The sequence below is a fragment of the Neoroseomonas terrae genome (assembly GCF_018129025.1).
In the GTDB taxonomy this organism is placed as follows: Bacteria; Pseudomonadota; Alphaproteobacteria; order Acetobacterales; family Acetobacteraceae; genus Neoroseomonas; species Neoroseomonas terrae.
Genome location: NZ_JAAEDI010000031.1, coordinates 36,772 through 57,504 on the forward strand (window position 1 = coordinate 36,772; position 20,733 = coordinate 57,504).

Here is a 20,733-nt window from a genome sequence, read left to right on the forward strand (position 1 = left end):
TATGGGTCACATCGCATCGGACAAGGACCGGCTGCTGGCGCGCGTGCGGCGCATCGCGGGCCAGGTCGCCGCCATCGAGAAGGCGATCGCCGGCGATGCCGGCTGTGCCGCCGTCCTGCACCAGGTCGCCGGGGTGCGCGGCGCCATCGGCGGGCTGATGGACGGGCTCATCGAGGACCATCTGCGCGAGCACGTCGCCCACCCTGATCTGACCGACGCGGAGCGCCGCGCGGGTGCGGAGGAACTCATCGCGGTCGTGCGGCGCTACGCCCGGTAGGGAACGTTCCAATGACCCCTCATCAGCACGTCTTCCTCGGCGACCGCCACGACGAGAACGCCCGGCGCACCCTGTGGGTCGTCGCGCTGACCGCGGCGATGATGGTGGGCGAGATCACCGCCGGCATGGCCTTCAATTCGATGGCGCTGCTTGCCGACGGCTTCCACATGGCCACGCATGCCGGCGCGCTGGCGGTCTCGGCCATCGCCTACGCCTTCGCGCGGCGCAACGCGCACAATCCCCGCTTCAGCTTCGGTACCGGCAAGGTCGGCGACCTCGCAGGCTTCGCCTCGGCGCTGATCCTCGCGGTGATCGCGCTCGGCATCGGCGTGGAATCGGCGGTCCGGCTGTTCGACCCGCAACCCGTCGCCTTCACCGAGGCGACCATCGTCGCCGTGCTCGGCCTCGCCGTGAACGTCGCGAGCGCGCTGCTGCTAGGCGGCGGCCACGATCACGGACACGATCACGGGCACCGTCGCGACCACGGCCATCATCACCATCATCACGACAACAACCTCCGCTCGGCCTACGTCCATGTCCTTGCCGATGCGCTGACCTCGGTGCTCGCCATCGTCGCATTGCTCGGCGGGCGTCATCTCGGCTGGGTCTGGCTCGATCCGGCGATGGGCATCGTTGGCAGCGTCGTCATCGCCGCCTGGGCCTGGACGCTGCTGCGCGACACTGCCGGCGTGCTGCTCGATACCACCGACCCGCAGCTCGCCGCCGAAGTGCGCAGCGAGGTCGAAGGCCCCGGCGATGCGAGCATCACCGACCTGCACATCTGGCGGATCGGCCCCGGCGCCCATGCGGCGATCGTCAGCGTCACCGGGCCGGTGAGCGGCGAGGCCATCCGCGCGCGGCTCGCGCCGGTGCACGAGCTCGCGCACCTCACGGTCGAGACGCGGTAGCAACCGCCCTTCCCAAGCGGCGCCCGCCGGCGCAGCATCGCCGGTGGAGGAAACCATAATGACCACCCGCCGCGCCCTGCTCGCCGCGCCGGCGCTGCTGCCGGCCATGCCGGCGCGCGCCCAGCAGCGGCCGCTCCGCATCATCACGCCCTTCGCGCCCGGGGGCACGACCGATTCCCTCGCCCGCATCATCGGGCAGCGCATCACCGCGCTGACCGGCCAGGCGGCGGTGGTGGAACCGAAGCCCGGCGCGGGCGGCGACCTCGCCATGCAGGCCGGCGCATCGGCGGAACCCGATGGGCACACGCTGATCCTCGGCAGCGATTCATCGCTCGTCCGCAACCCGATGCTGCGCCGGAACATCCCCTACGACCCGGAACGCGACTTCGCGCCGATCGCGCGGCTGGTCATCTCCTGGTACGCGATCGCCGTGCATGCCTCGGTGCCGGCGCGCACCGTCGCGGAATTCTTCGACTGGGCGCGCGCCAATCCGGGCAGCGTGAACTACGGCTCGGCCGGGCCCGGCACCCTCGCCCATGTGATCGGCGAGATGATGAGCCAGGGCCGGCAGCTCCAGATGCAGCACATTCCCTATCGTGGCGCCGCGCCGGCGTTGCAGGAACTCGTCGCGGGGCGGCTGCAGTTCTACGCGGTGTCCGCCGCCGGGCTGCTGCCGCTGCTGCGCGAAGGCAGCGTGCGCGTCCTCGCCGTCACCGGCCCCGCGCGCCAGCCTTCCCTGCCCGACGTGCCGACGATGATCGAGGCCGGCTTCGCCGAATACGACCATTCGGCCTTCTATTCGCTGTCCGGCCCCGCGCGGATGCCCTCGGCGCTGGTCGATCGGACCGGTGCGCTGCTTGGCCGCATCATGGCGGAACCGGAAACGGTGGAGCGGCTGCGCGAGCTCGCCTTCGACCCGGCTTTCCTCGGCCCCGAGGCGTTCCGCGCCTTCCTCGCCGCCGATCGCATCCGTTGGCGCGAGATCATCGCCCGCACCGGGCTGACGCTGGAGAGCTGAGCCACATGCCGCTGCTGCGTTTCGAGGAATTCACCGCGCAGCCGCGCCGTGCCGCCGCGCTGCGCGCGAAGCTCGGCGCCGTGCCGGGCGGGCGGCTGTTCGGCCTGTGGCAGGCGCAGATCGGCCCGTCGATGAACCGCGTCACCCGCGTCTCGCTGTGGGATGGCGAGCCGACCGCGACGCCCGAAGCCGGCGACCCGGACGTGGCATCGGTGACCACGCGCGTGCTGACCATCCTGACGCGCGGGCAGACGCCGGTCGATCCCGCGCGCGGCGGCATCGTCACGCATCGCTGGTTCATCCTGCCCTCGGCCGATGTCGCGGAGATGGTCGCCATCACCACGGAGGCCTGGACCGGCTTCGAGGGTGACACCGGCAGCGAACCGCTCGGCCTGTGGCTCGACCGCGAGCAGCGCGAACCCGCCCATGTGCTGCTGATGACCTGGTACCCGTCGCTGACGCATTGGGAGCGGAGCCGCTTCTGGAACAGCGCGGCCGCCGGGCCGGAACAGCAGCAGCGGGCGAAATGGGGTGCGCTGTTCGCGCGCCGCCGCCAGATGCTGTTCGACAGCTGGGTCACCGTACATGGAGCCGAAGCATGAGCGAGAGCGACATCGCGGCGGCACGCGCCGCCATGGACGGTTTCATGGCCGCCTTCAGCGCCGAGGATGCCGAGGCCATCCGCACGCGCTGGTACCACTTCCCGCATGTGCGCTTCCACAGCGGCAAGGTCACCATCTTCGAGCGCCCGGAGGATTTCAGCTCCATCGTCTTCGACCGCAAGGGCCAGGCCCGCGAATGGGCGAAGAGCGCCTGGGACTATGTGGAACTCGTCGATGCGGGCCCGAACAAGGTGCATTTCCGCGTGCAGTTCAGCCGCTTCCGCGACGACGGCTCGCGCATCGGGTCGTACAAGTCGTTCTACATCGTCACGCTGAAGGATGGCCGCTGGGCGATCCAGGGCCGCTCGTCCTGGGCTGAGTAAGCCATCACGATGGGCCTCGATCCTCGGGAGCCGCTTCAGCGATCCCCGAGCAGGAATCCCTCGGCCATCAGGCGGAAAGCATGGACGGCCTTCGGCAGCACGGATTGCGGGTCGTCGCTGGCCGCCACCCACAACGCCGCGTTCAGGGCTGCCCCGCACAGAAGACGGGCCGCGGCCTCGATGTCGACGCGCTTCATGACGCCGTCCGCGATCAACCCGGCAACGGTCCGCTTCGTCGCGTCCAGGCACGCATTCTGGCTGGGCCAGCGAGACGGGTCGCCAAGGAAGGCGGGCCCGTCGAGCAGCACGATCCGGCGCACCTCCGGGTCCAGCGCCATGGCGATATAGGCCGCGCCCTCGGCCAGCAGCCGCTCCCAGCCATCTGCCGCCGCTGCGCTGGCTTCCCGAGCGCGCGCCGCCATCTCGCCATCGACCTGCGCCACCACGGCCGCCAGCAGCCCCGCCTTGTCGCCGAAATTGTGATAGAGCGCGCCGCGCGTCAGGCTGACGGATGCGGTCAGTTCATCCATCGACGCGGCGGCGAACCCTTCCGCCGCGAATGCCTTGCGTCCGGCGGCAATCAGCTTGCTGCGGTTCTGCTCCATCGCTTCCAGGCGACGCCGTGCGACCATCACAGATCCTTCATGCGCTCCGCGCTGCGCATCGGTTGACATACGAGACGTATGTTATCTTCATATACGGCACGTATGCTGAGCTGCGCACCGACGTTATGCCGCCGGCATCGCGTTTCCGCGACCCCCGAGGAGACTGCCCCATGGCCAAGCGTGACGCCGTTTTTCCTGCCGGCCGGCATGACCTCTACACCGCGCAGACCTATTCCGCGGCGATCAGGTCCGACAGCCTCCTGTTCGTGTCCGGCCAGGTCGGCAGCCGCAGCGATGGCTCGCCCGAGCCGGAGTTCGAGGCCCAGGTCCGTCGGGCATTCGCCAATCTCGAGGCGACCCTGGCGGCTGGTGGATGCGGTCTGGACGACATCGTCGACGTGACGACCTTCCACACCGATCCCGAGAAGCAGTTCGCGACCGTCATGGCCGTCAAGGCGGAGGTCTTCCCGCAGGCGCCCTATCCGAACTGGACGGCGGTCGGCGTCACCTGGCTCGCCGGGTTCGACTTCGAGATCAAGGTCATCGCGCGGATCCCCGCCTGAACGTCAGCGGCTGCCGCCCGGAAGCCACGCGTGCGGCGATCCCGCACGCCGGATCCTTCGACCGGCGCGCGGTCGTCGCCTACCCTTCCACCGGCACCAGCCGCGTCAGCCGCGCCGGGTTCTGCTCCGACAGATAGATGCATGCATCCGGCCCGCACCACATGCCGTGTGCCCCGTTCAGCACCGGCCGGCAGCGCCCGAGAATTGTCCCGTCCGGCCCCAGCAGCGAGAGTTGCGGCACCTGGTCCGTCACATACAGCCCGCCGCCCGGCGCGCCGTGCACGCTCATCGGCTTGTGGTTGCCGTGCCAGGTGTCCAGCCAGGACCCGTCCGGCGTGAAGACCTGAACGCGGTTGTTCTCGCGATCCGCCACGGTTACGCGCCCGTCCGGCAGCACCCAGACCGAATGCGGGGTGGAGAACTCGCCGGGGCCGGTGCCCTCATGCCCCCAGCGGGCCATCGGCGTGCCCTCGGCGCTGAAGCGGTGCACGACCGAGGCCGCGTAGCCATCGGCGACGTAGATTGATCCGTCCGGGCCGAAGGCGACATCGCAGGGTGCGTTGAAGGGCTCGCCCGGGTGGTCGCGGCGACCGAGGCCGCCCAGTCGCTTTCCATCTCGCGAGAAGACGATGATCTCATGCGCGTCGCGGTCCACGACGAAGACGCGGCCATCGGGATGGACAGACAGCATGTGGCCGTCCGCGACCTCCGCCCCGCCCCAGGCATCGATGCGCCGGCCATCGGGGGCGAGCACGACGACGGCCGGATTCTCCGGGTCCGTCATCGGATCCCGGCGAAGCTGGACATAGACGCGGCCCTCCGCATCGCAGGCGACGTCGCTCGGCACGCCCATGCCTTGGGGAACCTCACCCCAGGGACGCTCGACGCGATAGCGCGTGTCGCCGAGGCGGACGTAGAGCTGGTGGCGCGCCATGATCTGAACCCTCCGAAAGCCAGCGCAGCGTGGCCCGGAGAGGAGCGAGGGGCAACGGCCGGGGCCTGCGCAACGGTTCACTGGCGCGCCGATGCCACGCCCCGGCATGGGTATGATCCGGGTGAGGTTTCGGCATAGCCTGCGCCCGTCACAGGAGAACGACGCCATGCCGGACCGCCGCCTGCTCTTCCGCCCCGCCTTTCTGGTGCTCGGGCTCGGCCTGCTGGCCGGGTGCGAGCAGGCCACGGGCGCCGCAGGTTCGCTGGCCGGCAGCGCTGCGGGCTCAGCCGCCTCCAGCGCGGTCGCGGGCGCGGTTGCGGGGCCGGTGGGGCAGGTCGCCGCCGGCGCCGCCGGCAGTGCCGCCAATGCCGGCACCGCCCAGCTCACCCGGATGGCCGCCGCCGCAGCGCAGGGCGCCTGGGGCGACGTGGCGCAGGAACCCGTGGCCGCCTGCAACGGCGCGGCCGACAAGCCCTGTGCCGAGGCCCAGGCTCTGCGCGCCCGCGCCTGCCGTCGCCAGGCGGCGAGCGCCGCCGCCGGCCAGCGCGCCGGCTATCTCGATTGCGCCGTCACGGCGGGGCAAGCCGCGCTCGCCGCCGGCGGCGCCAATACCCCGGCCGAACGCAATACCTGGCGGGAGGAACTGCTCGCCGCCATCTACGACCGCCGCTCCGGTCAGCCCCGCGCGAACATCTGCCCCGACAACGACCTGCTGCGTGCGGAGGCCGACACGCTGCTGCGCGATTCGCCGGGCAACAGCTCGGCCCGGTTCTACGGTGGCAGCGCACGGATGATGGGTGTGTCGGTGTCCTGCGGTGCGGAGGACCAGCGCTGCAGTGATCTTGCCGAAGCCTCGCGGCTGCTGAACCCGCCCCAGTCCGACGCGCGATGGACGCAGACTGCGGAAGGGGTGCAGACGTTGCAGCGGGTGGTGGTGGGCTGCCCGGGGGCGTGACGCCAGCACTCTGAGCGCTCAGGGTTTCCGGAGAGGGGCTTTGCCCCTCTCCGGACCTCACCCCACCAAAGGCCGAAGGGCCTTTGGAAACCTCGACCGGGTGCCGGGCCCGAAATGCGCGCCCCACTGCTCCTCGGCCGAGATGCATCAGGCGCGAACCCTAAGACTGTCCTGCCCCTGACAGCACTTCCATCGCGTCCAACGCCAAGTGGAGGTTTCCAAAGGCCCTTCGGCCTTTGGCGGGGAGGGTCCGGGAGGGGCAGCGCCCCTCTCGGTTCCGCCTGTCGCTCAATCAGAGCCCATCGCTACAGCCCCAGCAGCCCGCCGAGCTCATCCATCGAACCGAACGGCTCCGCACCATGCGCCGCCAGCACGCCGCGCGGCGTCTCGTGCGCGAAACCCAGTACGCGGCACCCCGCGGCCACCCCGGCGCGCACGCCAGGCACGCTGTCCTCGACCACAACGCAATCCTGCGGGGCGGCGTCGCAGGCCGCCGCCGCGGCCAGGTAGATGTCCGGGTAGGGCTTCGGCCGGTCGACGTCCTCGAAGGAGAAGATGCGCCCGGCGAAAACCGGCGCGAGGCCAAGGGCGCGCATCTTAGCCGCCAGCTCGACCCGGCCGGAATTCGACGCCACCGCGACCGGGATGCCCGCCGCGACGACGCGACGCACCGCCTCGGCCGCGCCAGGCACGGCCGGCGTGCGCCGGGCCATCTCGCGGGCGATGAGGATCGACATCTCCTCCGCCCACCCCGGTGCCAGGGGGCCGACGCGCGCCTCGATGTGCGGCACCATGTCCGGCAGCGCGAGGCCGAGGAAGGCATTGCGCGCTTCCGCCGCCGTCATCGGCCAGCCCAGCGCGGTGAGTTGTTCGGCGACCAGCGCGTTCACCACCATCTCGCTGTCCGCCAGCACGCCATCGCAGTCGAACAGGACGGCGCGCGGCCTCATGCGGCGGCTTCCGCGATCCGGGCGCGGGCATGCGGGCAGTCGCCCTGCTGCTTCGGGCATTGCCGCGCGCCGGCGTAGGAACAGAGCGTGCGCCCCGACGCGAGCGCCCCGCGGGCGAGATCGGCCAGGGCGGCGATGAAGCCGGCGTCGCTATTCTGCGCCGGCACGCGGAAATACCCGGGCACGCCTAGCTTGTGCGCGACCTCGCGATACTCGATGTCGAGCTCCACCAGCGTCTCCGAATGCTCGGAGACGAAGGCGATCGGGCAGACCAGCAGCGCGACCTTGTCATGCGCGGCGCGCTCGATCTCGGCCTCGGTGGACGGCCCGATCCAGACCTGGGGCGTGACGCGGGACTGGTAGCAGACCGCATGGTCCATCTCGGCAATGTCGCCGAGTTCCCGACGCACGGCCGCGACGGTGCGTTCCACCTGCCACTGATACGGGTCGCCGGCCTTCACGATGCTCTCGGGCAGGCCGTGGGCGGAGAACAGCAGGCGCAGCGGCACGTCGTCCGGCAGCGCCGCGCGCGCTTGCGCATAAGCGCCGCGGACCAGCGCCGCCGTGGCGGATGCGAAACCGCCATGCGAATGCCAGCAGCAGAGCATCGTCGTCGGCACCGACAGGCCGATGGCCGCGCAGGCCTCGTCCCAGGCGGTGGCGGAACTGCCGGTCGTGGTGGTCGAATACTGCGGGTAGAGTGGCAGCAGCAGCACCTCGTCGGGCTTCCAGGCCTGGACGTCGCGCGCGACGGCATCCGACAGGGGGTGCCAGTAGCGCATGGCGACGAAGCTGCGCGCCTCGATGGCCGGGTCGCCGGCGAGGGCGGCATCGAGTGCCCGGCCCTGTTCCTGCGTCAGTTCCAGCAGCGGCGAACGGCCGCCGATGAAGGCGTAGTTCTCGAGCGCCGGCTTCGTGCGGCGCCAGGCGATGAGGCGACCGAGCCAAGGCCGCACGAAGCCCGGCACCCGCAGGATCGCCGGATCGGTGAAAAGGTTCGTCAGGAACGGACGAACGCTTTCCGGGCGATCGGGACCGCCCAGGTTGAACAGCACGATGGCGACGCGGCGCTTGGTCATGGTGCTGGCCGAGATGACGCGGGGCGACCCCGCGTCAGCACAAGGCGTGTGGCCTCAGGCGTTCGCGACCGGCGCGGCCTCGGGCTGGCCGCGGCGCGACTGCCAGAGCTGCACGAAGTCGATCGGCGAGAGCAGCACCGGCGGGAAGCCGCCGTCGCGGGTGACGTCGGCGAGGATGTTGCGCGCGAAGGGGAACAGCAGCCGCGGGCATTCCACGAGCAGCACCGGCTCCAGCATCTCGTTGGGCAGGCCGTTCAGGGTGAAGATGCCGCAATAGACCAGCTCGGCGATGAAGGCCGTCTTGCCCTCGTTCGTCTTGGCGTCGCAGCGGATCTGCAGGGAGACTTCGTAGGTCTCCTGCCCGTCCTGCAGGCGGCGGGCCTGGACGTCGAGCGCGATGTCGATCCGCGGGGCGTCGCGCAGGGTCAGGTAGATCTCCGGGGCGCCCGGCACCTCGAAGGACAGGTCCTTGGTGAACTGGATGTTCAGCACCACCGGGCCGGTGGCGGGGTTGGCACCCCCGTTGATGCCCTGGGGCGGGATCGGCTGGTCGGACATGTCAGGGCCTCTCGAAGTCGGGCACGACGGGCGCGCCGGAAGGGTGGCGGCGCGTTAGCACGCGGGGGCGGGGGCGGCAAACGGCGTGCCGTTTCATCTCGCATCGCCGGGCCGGGCCGTCCTAGGCTTCGGCCTGACCGGCCGCGAAGACGGCCCGGGGGAGGAAGCCGCATGACACCAGTCGCCATCGGGCGCCGCGCCATGCTTGCCGCCGCCGCGCTGGGGGTGCCGCGCATCGCCATGGCGCAGGATGCCTGGCCCAGCCGGCCCGTGCGCTACATCAACCCCTATGCCGCCGGCGGACCGACCGACACGCTTTCGCGCCAGGTCTGCCAGAAGATGTCCGACCTGTCGGGCCAGCAATTCGTGGTGGAGAACCGTACCGGTTCGGGCGGGCTGGTCGGCAACCAGGCCATCGCGCAGGCACCGCCGGACGGATACACGATCGGCCTCGGGGGCATCGCCTCCCACGCCATCTCGCCGACGCTCTACGCGCGCATGCCCTTCGACGCGCAGCGCGACTTCTCCTTCGTGAGCGGCCTGTGGCAGTTGCCCAACCTGCTGGTGGTGAACAACGACATCCCGGCGCGTTCGGTGCCGGAGCTGATCGCGCTGCTGAAGGCGAATCCGGGCAAGTACTCCTATGGCTCGGCCGGCGCCGGCACGACGCTGCACATCGCCGGGGCGCTGTTCTGCACCATGGCCGGCGTCGACATGACACATGTCCCCTATCGCGGCAGCGCTGCGGCCTATCCGGACATCATCGCCGGGCGTGTCCACATGATCTTCGACAACATCCCCGGCGCCCTGGCCCAGGCGAAGGAGGGGCGGGTCCGCGCGCTCGGCGTCACCTCGGCACAGCGCAGCCCGGTGGTGCCGGATACGCCGTCCATCGCCGAAACGCTGTCCGGCTACGACATGTCGTCCTGGACCTGCATCTGCGGCCCGGCCGGGATTCCGCCGGCGGTCGTGCAGCGCATCTCCGCGCTGGCACGCCGCGCGCTGGAATCGGAGGACCTGAAGCGTCAGTATCTCGAGCAGGGGGCGACTGCCTGGTGGACCACGCCCGAGCAGATCGCCGATTTCCGCGCCGCCGAGGAACGACGGCTGGCGCCGATCATCCGGGCATCCGGGGCGCGGGTGGAATAGGGGCGTCGTTCGTCGGCTCGAAGGGGCGCTGGGCCAAATAGGCCATGCGCTTCGCCTCCTGCCTCCCGCGCGTCACGGTGTTGAGGATCAGCCCACAGGCGAGGGAGATGAAGGAGAGCAGCACCAGCCCGGTGGACAGCAGAGCTGTCGGCAGGCGCGGCACTAGCCCGGTCTCGGCGTACTGGACGAAGACCGGCACCGACAGGCCAAGGCCCAGTACCAGCAGCACCGCCGCGATACCGCCGAAGAACGGCAGCGGCCGTTCCCGCTTCACCAGGGCGAAGATCGTGCACAGGATGCGGAAGCCGTCGCGCCAGGTGTTGAGCTTGCTCGCCGACCCGGCCGGGCGTTCGCGATAGGCGGTCACCACCTCGCCAACCGGCAGGCGCAGTTCCAGCGCATGGACGGTGAATTCGGTCTCCGTCTCGAACCCCGTCGCCAGGGCGGGGAAGGATTTCACGAAGCGGCGCGAGAAGACGCGGAAGCCCGACAGCATGTCGGTGATGCGCTTGCCGAAGACGAGCCGCACCGCGCCCGTCAGCACATGGTTGCCGAGACGGTGGCCGGGCCTGTAGGCCGCGATCGCCTCCGTGACGCGCGTGCCGGTCACCATGTCGAGCCGTTCGCTGAGCAGCAGGCGCACCATCTCCGGCGCCGCCGCGGCGTCGTAGGTGTCGTCGCCATCGACCAGCACATAGGCGTCGGCATCGATGTCGGCGAACATGCGGCGGATGACGTTGCCCTTGCCCTGCAGCGTTTCGATCCGCACCACGGCGCCGGCCGCGGCCGCGACCTCACGCGTGCGGTCGCGGGAGTTGTTGTCGAAGACGTAGACGACGGCTTCCGGCAGCACGGCACGAAAAGCCGCGACGACTTGCGGGATCGCCACTTCCTCGTTGTAGCAGGGGATCAGGACGGCGATGCGCGGTTGGGACATGAGGGGCCTGGAGCAGATCCCATCCGGATGGATGCACCCGGACCGGGGACGGGACCTGCGAGGCTAGTGCGCTTCGATCGCGGGGGAAACCAGATCGAGCCGCTCGGAAGCCTCGCGCAGCCGGTACGTCAGGACGGATCCCGCACCCACCACGTCCAGAGGAACGGCTCATGGACAAGGCCGGCCTTCAGATGCGGGGTGCAGAGCCTCGGCGCGTCCCAACACTGGTTACCCTGCACCGGTATCGTGATCGGAATGCCGGCATGCTCGCCGCGCAGCGCGACCGCGGTCGCCGGGTAGTGCGGCAAGGCAGTGTCGGCTAGCCGCGCCCGGGGCTGCCTGGCCGTCTGGACGATGGCGACGAGCGCCAGCACGGCTGCGAGCGCGGCGGCGGCGCGGCGGCCATCCGGCCACGGCAGCGCCCGGCCGCGGAAGCTCACGGGCCAGCATTGTGCGATTGCCAGCATCGGCAGCAGGGCGATCCAACTCTGCCCATACCTCACCAGCGGTGCGGAGACGAACCAGAAAGCCATGCCGGCCACGGCGACCCCGGCCAGCACCCAGATATCGGCGCAGGGTGCCCGTGACGCGCCCGCCGATGCCGTCGCGATACCGGGCGGCAGCAGCCGTGCAAGCGCCAGCAGCGCCGCCGCGGCGGCGAGCGCGACAATGGTCGGCAGGCCCGGCTCCCGCGTCAGTGCTGCGACCCAGTCGGGGAACCAGGACCAGTCGGCCAGCACGATCTCGGGCGGCACCTCCGGGCGGCGAGCCCAGGACCGCATCCAATCGAGGTCCGATTGTGCGACGGAGGCATGGATGCGCCACGGCACCGGCAGGCAGGAGGATGGCTGCGGATAGGCGATGCAGCCCGAGGTCGCAACGCCGCGCAGCAGCCATGGCACGCCGATCGCGGCCGCAGCGCCGATGCCGAGCACGAGGTCCCGCCCGGCGATCGCCGCGCGGCGCCAGGCAAGCAGCGGCAGCACGGCGAGCAGAACCGCCGGCGCCGCCGACAGCTTCAGCGTCACCGCCAGCGCGACCACGCAGAACAGCAGGACAGCCGTGCCGCCCCGCCGGTCCGTCGCCGCCGCATCGCGCTGGAGGTCCGAGAGGTGCAGCGCCAAGGCGAAGGCGTAGAACACCATGATTCCGCTCGGGATGTCGGAATTCGGCGTGCCGACGGTACCGCGGAACGACAGGATCGGCGTGACGACCGCGACCGCGCAGACCGCCAGCGCAAAGACCGCCGACCGGCGCCAGTTGGCGGGCGTCGCGATCGCCCTTTGCAGTGAGGCCAGCAGCACGAAGGCCATCAGCAGCGCATTGCTGGTGATCGCTCCAGCCATGCCGAACAGCCCGCCGCCCGACAGCAGCGCCGCCGTCTGGAACAGGCTGGAATTGTAGCCGAAGCGCATGTGGATGTTCGCGCTGCCCAGGATCAGCGGATACTCCATGGCCAGCCGGATCGCCTGCACATGATACAGACCGCTATCGTAATGGGCGGCGGTGGAGCGGGGAATGAGCAGGCCAAGCAGGACACACAGCGCGCCAAGCGTGGCCACCGTCGGCAGGGCAGCCCAGCCGAAGCCCGCACCCTGCGCGAAGAACCGCCGCGCCCCCATCGCCAGCAGGATCAGGCCGAACACGCAGGCCGTTCCCGCCACCACCGGCGACAGCGGCACCGCGACGTTCAGCAGCGTCGCCAGCAGGCTGACCGCGATGTAGCCGAGGATGCCGACGTCCCCGGCCGTGACACCCGCCGACAGGCCGGGCCGCAGCCGCTCCGCCAGGCGCAGCATGACAACGCCATAACCGAGGCAGATCGCTGCCGTGACCAGCACCAATCCAGCCGCGATCAGCATGCAGCGCCGTCTCCGGTCAGCCGCCTTCGATCAACGCGCCGGTGCTGCGTCCGCGGCCAGGTTCGAGCGTCTTCATGTAGTACCGCCCGGCGACGGTCTGCCCGCGCACCCGCGCATAGAACGGATGCGTGCCCCAATGCTGGTAGCCGAGGCTCTCGAACAGCGCGATGGCGGTCGCCTGCGTCTCCCGCACATCCAGGTTGATGACCCGATGGCCGAGGGCGGCGGCGCGCTCCTCGACCTTCGCCACCATCAGCCGGGCGAGGCCGAAGCCGCGCGCGTAAGGCGCTACGTAGGCGTGGGTCAGCGTCGCGGCGATGGCCTGCGCCTCGTTGTTGCGCGGCGGACGGACCAGCAGGGCGGAGCCGACCACATGGCCGTCCAGCCGCGCCACGAACAGCTCCCGCTCCGGCACCAGCAGCACGCCGCGGAAATGGCGTTCCAGCGCGCCGCGGCCCTGCGGCTCGATCCAGCCGAAGCCGCCGCCCTCGATGATCGCGGCGTCGGTCGCCTCGGCGAGGTCGGCGAGGTCGGCATCGGACAGACGCTCGACCCGCTCGACAGCCAGGCTTCCGGGCGGCTTGACGGCGACGGATGCGTTCAAGGTTCCCACCGCATGAAGTTGGCGAGCATGACGAGCCCGATCGGCCCGCTTTTCTCGACGTGGAACTGGAGGCCGGCAAGATTGCCGCGTGCGATGATGGCGGTCACGGGACCACCATAGTCGGCGGTGGCGGCAACGTCCTTGGGGTCATCCGCCTCGAAGGCGAAGGAATGGACGAAATACACCTGGTCGCCTGGATTCACGCCATCCAGCACCGGATGGTGGCCTTCCTCGAAGGAAAGCGCATTCCAGCCCATCTGCGGCAGCGGCAGTGGCGCGCCGTCGATGCCGCGCGGGTCCATCGGGGTGACGGTGCCGGGAATCCAGCCGAGGCCCGGCGTCTCGCCGTGCTCCAGGCCGCGGTCGCCCATCAGTTGCATGCCGACGCAGATACCGAGGAAGGGCACGCCATGGCCCCGCACCCGCTCCTCCAGCGCATCCACCATGCCCGGCAGGGCATCGAGGCCGCGCCGGCAGGCGGCGAAGGCCCCCTGGCCGGGCAGCACGATCCGGTCGGCCATGCGCAGGTCGGCGGCGGCGGTAACCACCTTCACCACCGCCTCGATGTCATGTTCCTCGGCCGATTTCTCGAAGGCGCGGACGACCGACGCTAGATTGCCCGACCCCGGATCCACCACTGCGATACGCTGCGCCATGCCCCTGCTCCCCCGTCAGTCCGCCGCGCGCGCCAGGTCGGGCCGCCAGGCGGCGAGTTGCAGGAAGGCCGCATCCGCGTCCCGCCCCATCACCACCGCCTCGGTCCGCCAGCCGCGCAGACTAAGCCACCACCCTTGCAGGGTGCGGGCCTCGAAGCCGATGAAAAGGTTCACACCGAGAACCAGCGCAAGCGCCGCGGCGGGCTGCAGCGTGATGCAAATCACGGCGACGAGAGCCACATAGGCGGCCGTAGCCGCAACCAGCCCATGAGCGAGGAACCACAGCGGCGGCGCCAGCAGCGCGATCGGCGCGAAGCCGTCCCGCAGCAGCGTCGCCCGCGCCGGCACTCCTTCTGCCGGCGGCCTGACATGCACGGTCCACACCCGCATCCTCAGGCCTCCAGCACCCCTTTGGTGGAGGGAATTGTACCACCCGCGCGCGGGTCCGGTTCCACGGCCTCCCGCAGGGCGCGGGCTGCGGCCTTGAAGCAGGCCTCCGCCACATGATGCGCGTTGGTGCCCGCCTTCAGCGTCATGTGCAGCGTGATGCCCGCGTTGAAGGCGAAGGCGCGGAAGAACTCCTCGAACAGCTCGGTGTCCATCTCCCCCACCTTGTCGCGGGCGAAGGGCACGGACCAGGCGAGGAAGGGCCGGCCCGAAATGTCGATGGCGCATTCCGCCAGCGCCTCGTCCATCGGCAGCAGCGCGGCGCCGTACCGGCGGATGCCGCGCTTGTCGCCCAGCGCCTTCTTCAGACACTGGCCGAGGACGATGCCGACATCCTCGGCCGTATGGTGGAAGTCGATATGCAGGTCGCCCTTGGCGGCGACGCCGAGGTCGATCATCGCGTGCCGGGCCAGCGCCGTCAGCATGTGGTCGAGGAAGCCGATCCCCGTTGCCACCTCCGCACGGCCGGCGCCGTCGAGGTCGATGGCGACGTGGATCGAGGTCTCGGCGGTTTCGCGCTGGATCTCGGCGCGGCGCGGCGGGGTGTGGAGGCCATCCATGGGCCGCTTCCTACGCCGCTCCGCCCCGGTCCCGCAATCGTTGCGCGAGGAAAGTCCGGCGACGTCAGGACGCGAGGGCAGGTTCCCGAAGGCCGATCAGCAACCGGTGGAGCGCCGCCTCGGCCGCCTGCGGCAGGGGCCGGAAGGCCAGATGTGCCCGCCCCTCGGACACCGCGACGACGACAGCGGGCAACAGCACGGTGTCGATCACCAGCGCCACCGCCATGCCCGGCTGGAGCGCCGTGCCGAAGGCTGCAACCGCGGCCCCGCCCCCGGAAAGGTCCAGCAGATTGACCGCCGTGCGGCGCCGCCCAGGTAGTTCGAGCAACGCGCCCCGGCGCAACGGCACCCGTTCGCCGCCGCGGCGCTCCGGCGGCGGCGCTGTGTCGGGGCGGAAGGCGATCGCGTGCTGCCTGGTCATCCCCGGAGCTAAGCACCGGCCGCCCTACCGAATCGTAACCATCGGCGGCCATCAGGCCGGCGCGGGCGCACCCAGATCGAGCGGCAGCTCGCCATCCGTCGCCTTCGCCGCCTTCAGTTGGCCGACGGGCGCCTGGCCGAGACGCGCCACCAGCGCCTCCAGGCTGCGCGCCACCGGCGCGGGGGCGACGGTGGGGGCAAGCTGCGTTGCCGCAAGGTCGTCGATCGCGATGCCCGCCGTGCCACGCGCATCGCGGGACGCCTCGGCGCGCGCCCGGCGCAGCCGCGGCGCCGATACCGGCTGCGACATGCACAGGATCGCCACGGCGCAGCTTTCGCCCGCCTCCGCCTCCCGCCAGCCGCGTAGCCGGGCGGCGGCGGCCACCGCGGCGGCAAGCGCGCGGTCCGCCGGGCCGGCGACCGGGACGGCACGGATGGCATGGGCCTCGGGCGACACGGCCTCATCTGCCGTGAGGGTGGTGGCCAGGGCCGTGATGTCCGCCGCGATACGCCGGGCGACCGAAACCGGCAGCGTGCCTGCGGCACGGTCCGCGACCAGGGCATGGATTGCCGGCACGACCAGATCCCGCAGCGTTGCGGCCACGCCTTCGGCCTCCGCATGCTCCTCGGCGATCTGCTGGGCGCCTTCGGAATCGTCGGCCAGGTAACGCTGGTAGAAGCGCAGCGGCGCCGGCAGCGCCTCCCCGTCGCCTAGCAGAATCTCCAGGAAGCCAAAGGCCGGCACGTGGCGGCCGAGGATCGCGAGGCAGGCGGTGATCGGGGGCGCCAGCAGCAGGCCGATCGGGCCCCAAAGCACGGTCCACACCGCCGAGGAGATGAGCAGCGCCAAGGGTGAGATGCCGACGGTGCGGCCGTAGATCAGCGGTTCCAGCACGTGCGTGACGCCACCATCCACCACGGCGAACAGGGCAATGACCAGGAGCGGCCCGGTCCACCCCTCCCCTGTCGCGAAGGCCACGATCAGCGGCAGCGAGACGGCGATCCAGGCACCCAGGAACGGGATGAAGCGCAGCACGAAGGCGAGCACGCCCCACAGCGGCGCGTTCGGCACGCCGATCAGCATCAGGCCGATGCCCATGCCGAGGCCGAATATGCCGTTCAGCATCATCTGCATCAGCAGGAAGCGGCCAACGCGCTCGGTCGCATCGGCCATCGCGCGAGTGGTGCGATGGATGTCCTTCAGCCCGGCGAGACGCAGGAAGCGGTCGCGCACATCCTCCCGCTGCATCAGCAGATAGGCCATGAGCAGCAGCGCGACGGCGAGCGAGGCCGCGGGCGCGGCGACGAAGCTCGCCATATCCAGCAGGGTCGCCAGCGTGCTGCCGCTGCTGTCGACCGGGGCCGCCGGAGCCGTGGTGGTGAAGGCCGCCTGCCCGCCGCTGAGCTCTTCCGATAGGCGGCGCAGCGTGCCGGCGGCGCGGTCGAGGACGCCCGACCCCTCCGACACCGCGCGCAGCTTCGCCCGCAGGTTGCTCTCCCAGTTCGGAAGGTCGGCGGCGAGGCTCAGCGCCTGGGAGATCACCAGCAGCATCGTCGCGCCGATCGCCGACAGGCTCAGCAGCAGCAGCAGCGCGACGGTGAGCGCCCGCGGCAGCCCCATGCGCTGCAGCATCCGCGCGGGCGGGATCAGCACCACGGAAAGCAGCAGCGCCAGCGCCATCGGGATGAAGACATCCCGGCCGAGATGGAGCGCCGTCAGCACCATCAGCGCTGCGATCAGCCACAAGGGGTCGGGTCCGGCGGCGCTGGGTCCGGCGGGCGGTTCCGATGCGCGGCGCATCCACTTCTCCACGTGCTGCGGCGAGGCAAACGCCGGGCGCCGCGCACAGTTGCGTGCAACCCTCGCCGCCGCGGCCCGTTGTGTCGGCGAGATATCGATCGAGGAGAGCGAGCATGTCGAGTGCCAGAAGCGCTGCCGAAGACGCCAAGGATGCCGTGAAGGACACCGTGCAGCACGAGATCGCCGCGCTCCGCGCGAAGGTGGAGGCGCTGATGGCGGATCGCGTCACCCCGGCCATCGCCGGCGTCGCCGGCCAGGCCGAGGAACTGGCGACCAGCGCGGCCGCGATGGCGAGGCGCCAGAGCGACAGCCTGGCCAGCACCGTCCGCGCGCAGCCCTTCGCCGCCATCGCGACCGCCGCGGTGGCCGGCTTGGCGATCGGCCTGCTGATGCGGCGGTAGTCGCGATGCGCCTGTTCCGCATGCTGGGCGTCGCGGCGGAGGCGGAGGGCATCCGGCTCCGGCGCGAGCTACGCAGTACCGCGCTCCAGGCCGGGTGGATCGCCGCGGCTGCCGTGTTCGGCGTTGCGGCGGTCGCAACCGCGCATGTCGCGGCCGTCGCGGCGCTCACGGGGCGGTACGGATTTCCTACCGCGGCTGGGATGGTGGCGGCGGGCGATCTCGTCGTCGCCGTGATCCTCCTGCTGTGTTCCCGACGCCGGCCCGACCCGGTTGCGGAGGAAGCGCGGCTGCTGCGCCAGACGATGATGACGGCGGTGACGCGAAGCCCGTTGCAGGGCGCACTGGGTCTCGTTGCGACGCAGGCGATCTCCGCCTGGGTGCGTCGGCGCCGCTGAGGGGCCGCATTATTTTGGCATTGGGGACGAAGGGCCGCTCGATAAGCGGCCTTTATGCTGCGTGAAAAGGAATGCGGTCAGTGGACCGCACCGGTCCCGCCCCGTCAGACCCCGGTGGCATCAGCGACCATCGTCGTCAGCCAGCGGCCCTGCTTGTCGCGATAGATCACCCACCAGGGATCACCGGCGCGGGCCGGCTCAATTCCGTATCGGGCCAGGCAACGGCCATGCGGCGTCCGCGCCGGCACGGGGATGGTGAAGATGCGAAACATCGGTTCTCTCCGTTGGCTCGATTGCCGTGATCACAACGGACAGCCCCGCATTCTGGTTGCGTCAGCCTAGCAACAACGTGCGCAACCCCAGGGTGGTAGGCGGCGTTCGTCCCTCCGACCGGTGTCGATGCCGGCATCAATTGCCAGGAGACACGAAGCGATGACCAGGAACCCGAGGATTCTTCCCGCCGCGCTGGCCGCGGCGATCGCTCTCAGCCCGGCACTGGCCGTCGCGCAACAGCGTGACGGGACGCCCGCGAACCCGCCTTCCGACGCGACGGGACGGACGATAGATCGGGCGACCGGGCAGCAGACCATCCCGGATGGCCGGCCTGGCAATCCACCATCCACCGCCGTGGGCCGTGCGGTCGACCGGGTGACGGGCCAGCCGACGAGCCCGGACGGCACCGGCAACAACCCGCCCGGCACGGCCGTGGGTCGCGCGGTCGACCGCGCGACGGGCAGCGGCACGGCAGGCAGCGGCCAGCCGGCCGCCACGGCGACGACCGCCGCGACTCAGGAGGTACGGCCCAGCAGCCGTGCCAGCCGCATCATCGGCGCCAACATCTACAACGACGAAGGCGCGTCGATCGGCGAGGTCGAGGACCTGATCATCCAGCGCGACGGCGCTGCGCCGATCGCCGTGGTGTCGGTCGGCGGCTTCCTCGGAATCGGCTCGCGGTTGGTGGCCGTGCCGCTGTCCGAGCTGCGCTTCGCCGAGGACAATGCGCGCTGGACGCTGGCCGGCGCGACCAAGGAAAGCCTGCAGGCCCGCCCCGTGATCAGCTTCGCGTCGCGCGGCTGATTCACCAGCGTCGGGATGCAAGCGCGCCGCCCGGGGGAAACCCGGGCGGCGTTGTGCTGACCGTCACGGGCACCTTCCGTGTCGGAAGACGCGCCCTTCCCTGTGAATGGTTTCATCCCACCGCCACATTCAGCGTGCCAGATTCACGCGCTTGAGGAGATTCGCATGCGCAAGACTTTCGCCGCCGCCCTGATCGCCACCCTGCCGCTCGCTGCCCAGGCGCAGGACCGGCCGCCGCTGTTCCCCACGCGTGACGTCGCCGTGACCTATCGCGTCGCCGGCCCGGGCGGCCAGCCTGCGGAACTGACGATGCAGTGGCTGGCCGCGCAGCAGATGATGCGCATGAACATGCCGGGTGGCGTCGCCTATGTCGTCGCCGACCACCGCAACCAGCGCGGCTTCATGGTGATGGAGGCCACGCGCTCCATCATGGATGTGCCGATGCAGCAGGCGGCCGGCATGCAGCGGGAACTGCAGAACGCCAACTTCACGCGCGGCGGCACGGCGACGGTCGCCGGGACGGAGTGCACCATCTGGCGCTACCAGGCGCAGGCGCAGAGCGGCGAGGCGTGCATCACCGCGGACGGCGTCATGCTGCGGGCGCAGGGTGCTTCCCAGGGACAGCAGGGCCAGATGGAGGCGGTGAACGTCGCCTATGGTGCGCAGAACCCGGCGCAGTTCCAGCGGCCGCAGGGCTATCAGACCATGCAGATGCCGCAGGGCGCAGCCCCGCGCTGAGCATGCCGGCGAAGCAGGGGCTTCCAACGGCGGCGATGGCGCGCCACATGGCGCCATCATGAACCGCCGCCTGCTCCTGCTCGCTCCTTCCCTGCTCGCCACCTCGGCGCTGGCCCAGCGCGCTGCGGGGCCGCCGGGCGCGGCGCTCACCGACCGCGACCGCGCGGACCTCGCGCGGGTCGAGGCCTATCTGAACAACCTGACCACGTTGCGCGCCCGCTTCCTGCAGATCGCGCAGAACGGGGCGTCGGCCGAGGGTACCGCCTGGATCTGGCGGCCCGGCCGCATGCGCTTCGAGTATGATCCGCCGGAGCCGCTGCTGCTCGTCGCCGATTCCGGCCAGTTCCTGATGTACGACCGCGAATTGCGGGCGCCGACCACCCTGCTGGTCAGCCAGACGCCGCTCGGCATCCTGCTGCGGCGGGAGGTACGGCTGTCCGGAGACGTGACCGTCACGCGCATCGAGCGGTCCGGCGGCTTCCTGCGCGTCAGCATGTATCGCACCCGCGAGCCAGGCGAAGGCCTGCTGACCCTGGTCTTCAACCCCGAGCCGATGGAGCTGCGCCAGTGGTCCATCGTCGATGCGCAGCGGCGCGAGACGCGCGTGACCCTGTCCCGCATCGAGACGGGGCTGCGCTTCCAGGCCGGGCTGTTCCAGTTCAACGACCCGCGCTTCTTCGAACCCGGCGGCCTCGGGGCCCCGCAGGGCGGCTGAAGCGCGCCAGCACAATGTTCCCTGATCGGGCGGCAATCGTGTGCACGATTTGCATGGCTATGATGCAACGCCGTCCGATCTTTCATTAATTCGCCACGGAACGCCTTGATCCTGACGCCGTGGCGGGAGAGGCTCCGAT

The 20,733-nt window shown here is 70.7% G+C and carries 27 protein-coding genes; 13 read left to right on the forward strand and 14 right to left on the reverse strand.

Annotation, left to right across the window (positions count from 1 at the left end; genetic code table 11):
- Nucleotide 1: 1 nt before the first annotated feature.
- Genes GXW78_RS23435 through GXW78_RS23455 form a run of 5 tightly spaced genes read left to right on the forward strand, consistent with a single transcriptional unit; the run spans nucleotide 2 to nucleotide 3,188 of the window.
- Nucleotides 2-277, forward strand: a complete 276-nt coding sequence (locus GXW78_RS23435; RefSeq protein ID WP_211871333.1) for a metal/formaldehyde-sensitive transcriptional repressor — start codon at nucleotides 2-4, stop codon at nucleotides 275-277.
- Nucleotides 278-288: 11 nt separating this feature from the next.
- Nucleotides 289-1,185 carry a CDF family Co(II)/Ni(II) efflux transporter DmeF gene (gene dmeF, locus GXW78_RS23440; RefSeq protein ID WP_211871334.1) on the forward strand — a complete coding sequence of 299 codons (897 nt, stop codon included), beginning with the start codon at nucleotides 289-291 and terminating at the stop codon, nucleotides 1,183-1,185.
- A 58-nt stretch (nucleotides 1,186-1,243) separates the two neighbouring features.
- The gene (locus tag GXW78_RS23445) at nucleotides 1,244-2,203 is read left to right on the forward strand and encodes a Bug family tripartite tricarboxylate transporter substrate binding protein (protein WP_211871335.1); all 960 of its coding nucleotides are present in this window, start codon (nucleotides 1,244-1,246) and stop codon (nucleotides 2,201-2,203) included.
- Between the two features lie 5 nt (nucleotides 2,204-2,208).
- A complete protein-coding gene (locus tag GXW78_RS23450) occupies nucleotides 2,209-2,805 on the forward strand; it encodes a hypothetical protein (protein ID WP_211871336.1) in 597 nt (198 codons plus the stop codon).
- On the forward strand, nucleotides 2,802-3,188 hold the full coding sequence (locus GXW78_RS23455; protein WP_211871337.1) for a hypothetical protein: 387 nt from the start codon (nucleotides 2,802-2,804) through the stop codon (nucleotides 3,186-3,188). Before GXW78_RS23450 ends, GXW78_RS23455 begins: the two co-directional genes overlap by 4 nt.
- A gap of 35 nt (nucleotides 3,189-3,223) precedes the next feature.
- Here the strand turns inward: GXW78_RS23455 and GXW78_RS23460 are convergent, their stop codons facing one another.
- Complete coding sequence (locus tag GXW78_RS23460; protein WP_211871338.1) at nucleotides 3,224-3,820, reverse strand: TetR/AcrR family transcriptional regulator; 597 nt, start codon at nucleotides 3,818-3,820, stop codon at nucleotides 3,224-3,226.
- Nucleotides 3,821-3,963: 143 nt separating this feature from the next.
- Between GXW78_RS23460 and GXW78_RS23465 the strand changes: the two genes are divergently transcribed.
- Complete coding sequence (locus tag GXW78_RS23465) at nucleotides 3,964-4,356, forward strand: RidA family protein (RefSeq protein WP_211871339.1); 393 nt, start codon at nucleotides 3,964-3,966, stop codon at nucleotides 4,354-4,356.
- Nucleotides 4,357-4,435: 79 nt separating this feature from the next.
- On the opposite strand, the gene GXW78_RS23470 is transcribed toward GXW78_RS23465, so the two are convergent.
- Nucleotides 4,436-5,290, reverse strand: coding sequence for an NHL repeat-containing protein (locus GXW78_RS23470; protein WP_211871340.1), 855 nt, complete (start codon nucleotides 5,288-5,290; stop codon nucleotides 4,436-4,438).
- A 166-nt stretch (nucleotides 5,291-5,456) separates the two neighbouring features.
- On the opposite strand from GXW78_RS23470, the gene GXW78_RS23475 reads away from it, so the two are divergent.
- Complete coding sequence (locus GXW78_RS23475) at nucleotides 5,457-6,245, forward strand: hypothetical protein (RefSeq protein WP_211871341.1); 789 nt, start codon at nucleotides 5,457-5,459, stop codon at nucleotides 6,243-6,245.
- A gap of 305 nt (nucleotides 6,246-6,550) precedes the next feature.
- On the opposite strand, the gene GXW78_RS23480 is transcribed toward GXW78_RS23475, so the two are convergent.
- From GXW78_RS23480 to secB, 3 genes are read right to left on the reverse strand one after another with little or no spacing between them, the layout of a single operon-like run.
- Nucleotides 6,551-7,195 (reverse strand): HAD family hydrolase, encoded by a 645-nt coding sequence (locus tag GXW78_RS23480; RefSeq protein ID WP_211871342.1) that lies wholly within the window; start codon nucleotides 7,193-7,195, stop codon nucleotides 6,551-6,553.
- Entirely contained in the window at nucleotides 7,192-8,274 is a 1,083-nt protein-coding gene (hemH, locus tag GXW78_RS23485; protein WP_211871343.1) for a ferrochelatase, read from the reverse strand. Before hemH ends, GXW78_RS23480 begins: the two co-directional genes overlap by 4 nt.
- A 54-nt stretch (nucleotides 8,275-8,328) precedes the next feature.
- Nucleotides 8,329-8,832, reverse strand: a complete 504-nt coding sequence (secB, locus tag GXW78_RS23490; protein WP_211871344.1) for a protein-export chaperone SecB — start codon at nucleotides 8,830-8,832, stop codon at nucleotides 8,329-8,331.
- Between the two features lie 171 nt (nucleotides 8,833-9,003).
- On the opposite strand from secB, the gene GXW78_RS23495 reads away from it, so the two are divergent.
- A complete protein-coding gene (locus tag GXW78_RS23495; RefSeq protein WP_211871345.1) occupies nucleotides 9,004-9,981 on the forward strand; it encodes a Bug family tripartite tricarboxylate transporter substrate binding protein in 978 nt (325 codons plus the stop codon).
- Here GXW78_RS23495 and GXW78_RS23500 read toward each other — a convergent pair.
- The 8 genes from GXW78_RS23500 to GXW78_RS23535 form a co-directional block, all read right to left on the reverse strand.
- A complete protein-coding gene (locus tag GXW78_RS23500) occupies nucleotides 9,950-10,918 on the reverse strand; it encodes a glycosyltransferase family 2 protein (RefSeq protein ID WP_211871346.1) in 969 nt (322 codons plus the stop codon). The genes GXW78_RS23495 and GXW78_RS23500 overlap by 32 nt on opposite strands.
- A 128-nt stretch (nucleotides 10,919-11,046) precedes the next feature.
- Nucleotides 11,047-12,780 carry an LIC_10190 family membrane protein gene (locus tag GXW78_RS23505; protein WP_211871347.1) on the reverse strand — a complete coding sequence of 578 codons (1,734 nt, stop codon included), beginning with the start codon at nucleotides 12,778-12,780 and terminating at the stop codon, nucleotides 11,047-11,049.
- A 16-nt stretch (nucleotides 12,781-12,796) separates the two neighbouring features.
- Nucleotides 12,797-13,384, reverse strand: coding sequence for a GNAT family N-acetyltransferase (locus GXW78_RS23510; RefSeq protein WP_246522571.1), 588 nt, complete (start codon nucleotides 13,382-13,384; stop codon nucleotides 12,797-12,799).
- Nucleotides 13,381-14,040 (reverse strand): imidazole glycerol phosphate synthase subunit HisH, encoded by a 660-nt coding sequence (hisH, locus tag GXW78_RS23515; RefSeq protein WP_211871348.1) that lies wholly within the window; start codon nucleotides 14,038-14,040, stop codon nucleotides 13,381-13,383. Before hisH ends, GXW78_RS23510 begins: the two co-directional genes overlap by 4 nt.
- Nucleotides 14,041-14,055: 15 nt before the next feature.
- Nucleotides 14,056-14,430, reverse strand: coding sequence for a DUF2628 domain-containing protein (locus tag GXW78_RS23520; RefSeq protein ID WP_211871349.1), 375 nt, complete (start codon nucleotides 14,428-14,430; stop codon nucleotides 14,056-14,058).
- Nucleotides 14,431-14,432: 2 nt separating this feature from the next.
- Nucleotides 14,433-15,047, reverse strand: coding sequence for an imidazoleglycerol-phosphate dehydratase HisB (hisB, locus tag GXW78_RS23525; protein WP_211871350.1), 615 nt, complete (start codon nucleotides 15,045-15,047; stop codon nucleotides 14,433-14,435).
- 64 nt (nucleotides 15,048-15,111) lie between these two features.
- A complete protein-coding gene (locus GXW78_RS23530) occupies nucleotides 15,112-15,468 on the reverse strand; it encodes a PilZ domain-containing protein (RefSeq protein WP_211871351.1) in 357 nt (118 codons plus the stop codon).
- Nucleotides 15,469-15,519: 51 nt separating this feature from the next.
- A complete protein-coding gene (locus tag GXW78_RS23535) occupies nucleotides 15,520-17,268 on the reverse strand; it encodes an AI-2E family transporter (protein ID WP_211871352.1) in 1,749 nt (582 codons plus the stop codon).
- 113 nt (nucleotides 17,269-17,381) lie between these two features.
- Here GXW78_RS23535 and GXW78_RS23540 point away from each other — a divergent pair, with 113 nt between their 5' ends.
- Complete coding sequence (locus GXW78_RS23540; protein WP_211871353.1) at nucleotides 17,382-17,669, forward strand: hypothetical protein; 288 nt, start codon at nucleotides 17,382-17,384, stop codon at nucleotides 17,667-17,669.
- 5 nt (nucleotides 17,670-17,674) lie between these two features.
- Nucleotides 17,675-18,064, forward strand: coding sequence for a hypothetical protein (locus tag GXW78_RS23545; RefSeq protein ID WP_211871354.1), 390 nt, complete (start codon nucleotides 17,675-17,677; stop codon nucleotides 18,062-18,064).
- A 104-nt stretch (nucleotides 18,065-18,168) separates the two neighbouring features.
- On the opposite strand, the gene GXW78_RS23550 is transcribed toward GXW78_RS23545, so the two are convergent.
- Nucleotides 18,169-18,336: a hypothetical protein gene (locus GXW78_RS23550; RefSeq protein WP_211871355.1), complete on the reverse strand. Its 168-nt coding sequence runs from the start codon at nucleotides 18,334-18,336 to the stop codon at nucleotides 18,169-18,171.
- A gap of 160 nt (nucleotides 18,337-18,496) precedes the next feature.
- Here GXW78_RS23550 and GXW78_RS23555 point away from each other — a divergent pair, with 160 nt between their 5' ends.
- The 3 genes from GXW78_RS23555 (at nucleotide 18,497) to GXW78_RS23565 (ending at nucleotide 20,594) form a co-directional block, all read left to right on the forward strand.
- A complete protein-coding gene (locus GXW78_RS23555; RefSeq protein ID WP_211871356.1) occupies nucleotides 18,497-19,141 on the forward strand; it encodes a PRC-barrel domain-containing protein in 645 nt (214 codons plus the stop codon).
- A gap of 165 nt (nucleotides 19,142-19,306) precedes the next feature.
- On the forward strand, nucleotides 19,307-19,879 hold the full coding sequence (locus GXW78_RS23560) for a DUF4412 domain-containing protein (protein WP_211871357.1): 573 nt from the start codon (nucleotides 19,307-19,309) through the stop codon (nucleotides 19,877-19,879).
- Nucleotides 19,880-19,937: 58 nt separating this feature from the next.
- A complete protein-coding gene (locus GXW78_RS23565) occupies nucleotides 19,938-20,594 on the forward strand; it encodes a LolA family protein (RefSeq protein WP_211871358.1) in 657 nt (218 codons plus the stop codon).
- Nucleotides 20,595-20,733: the final 139 nt, after the last annotated feature.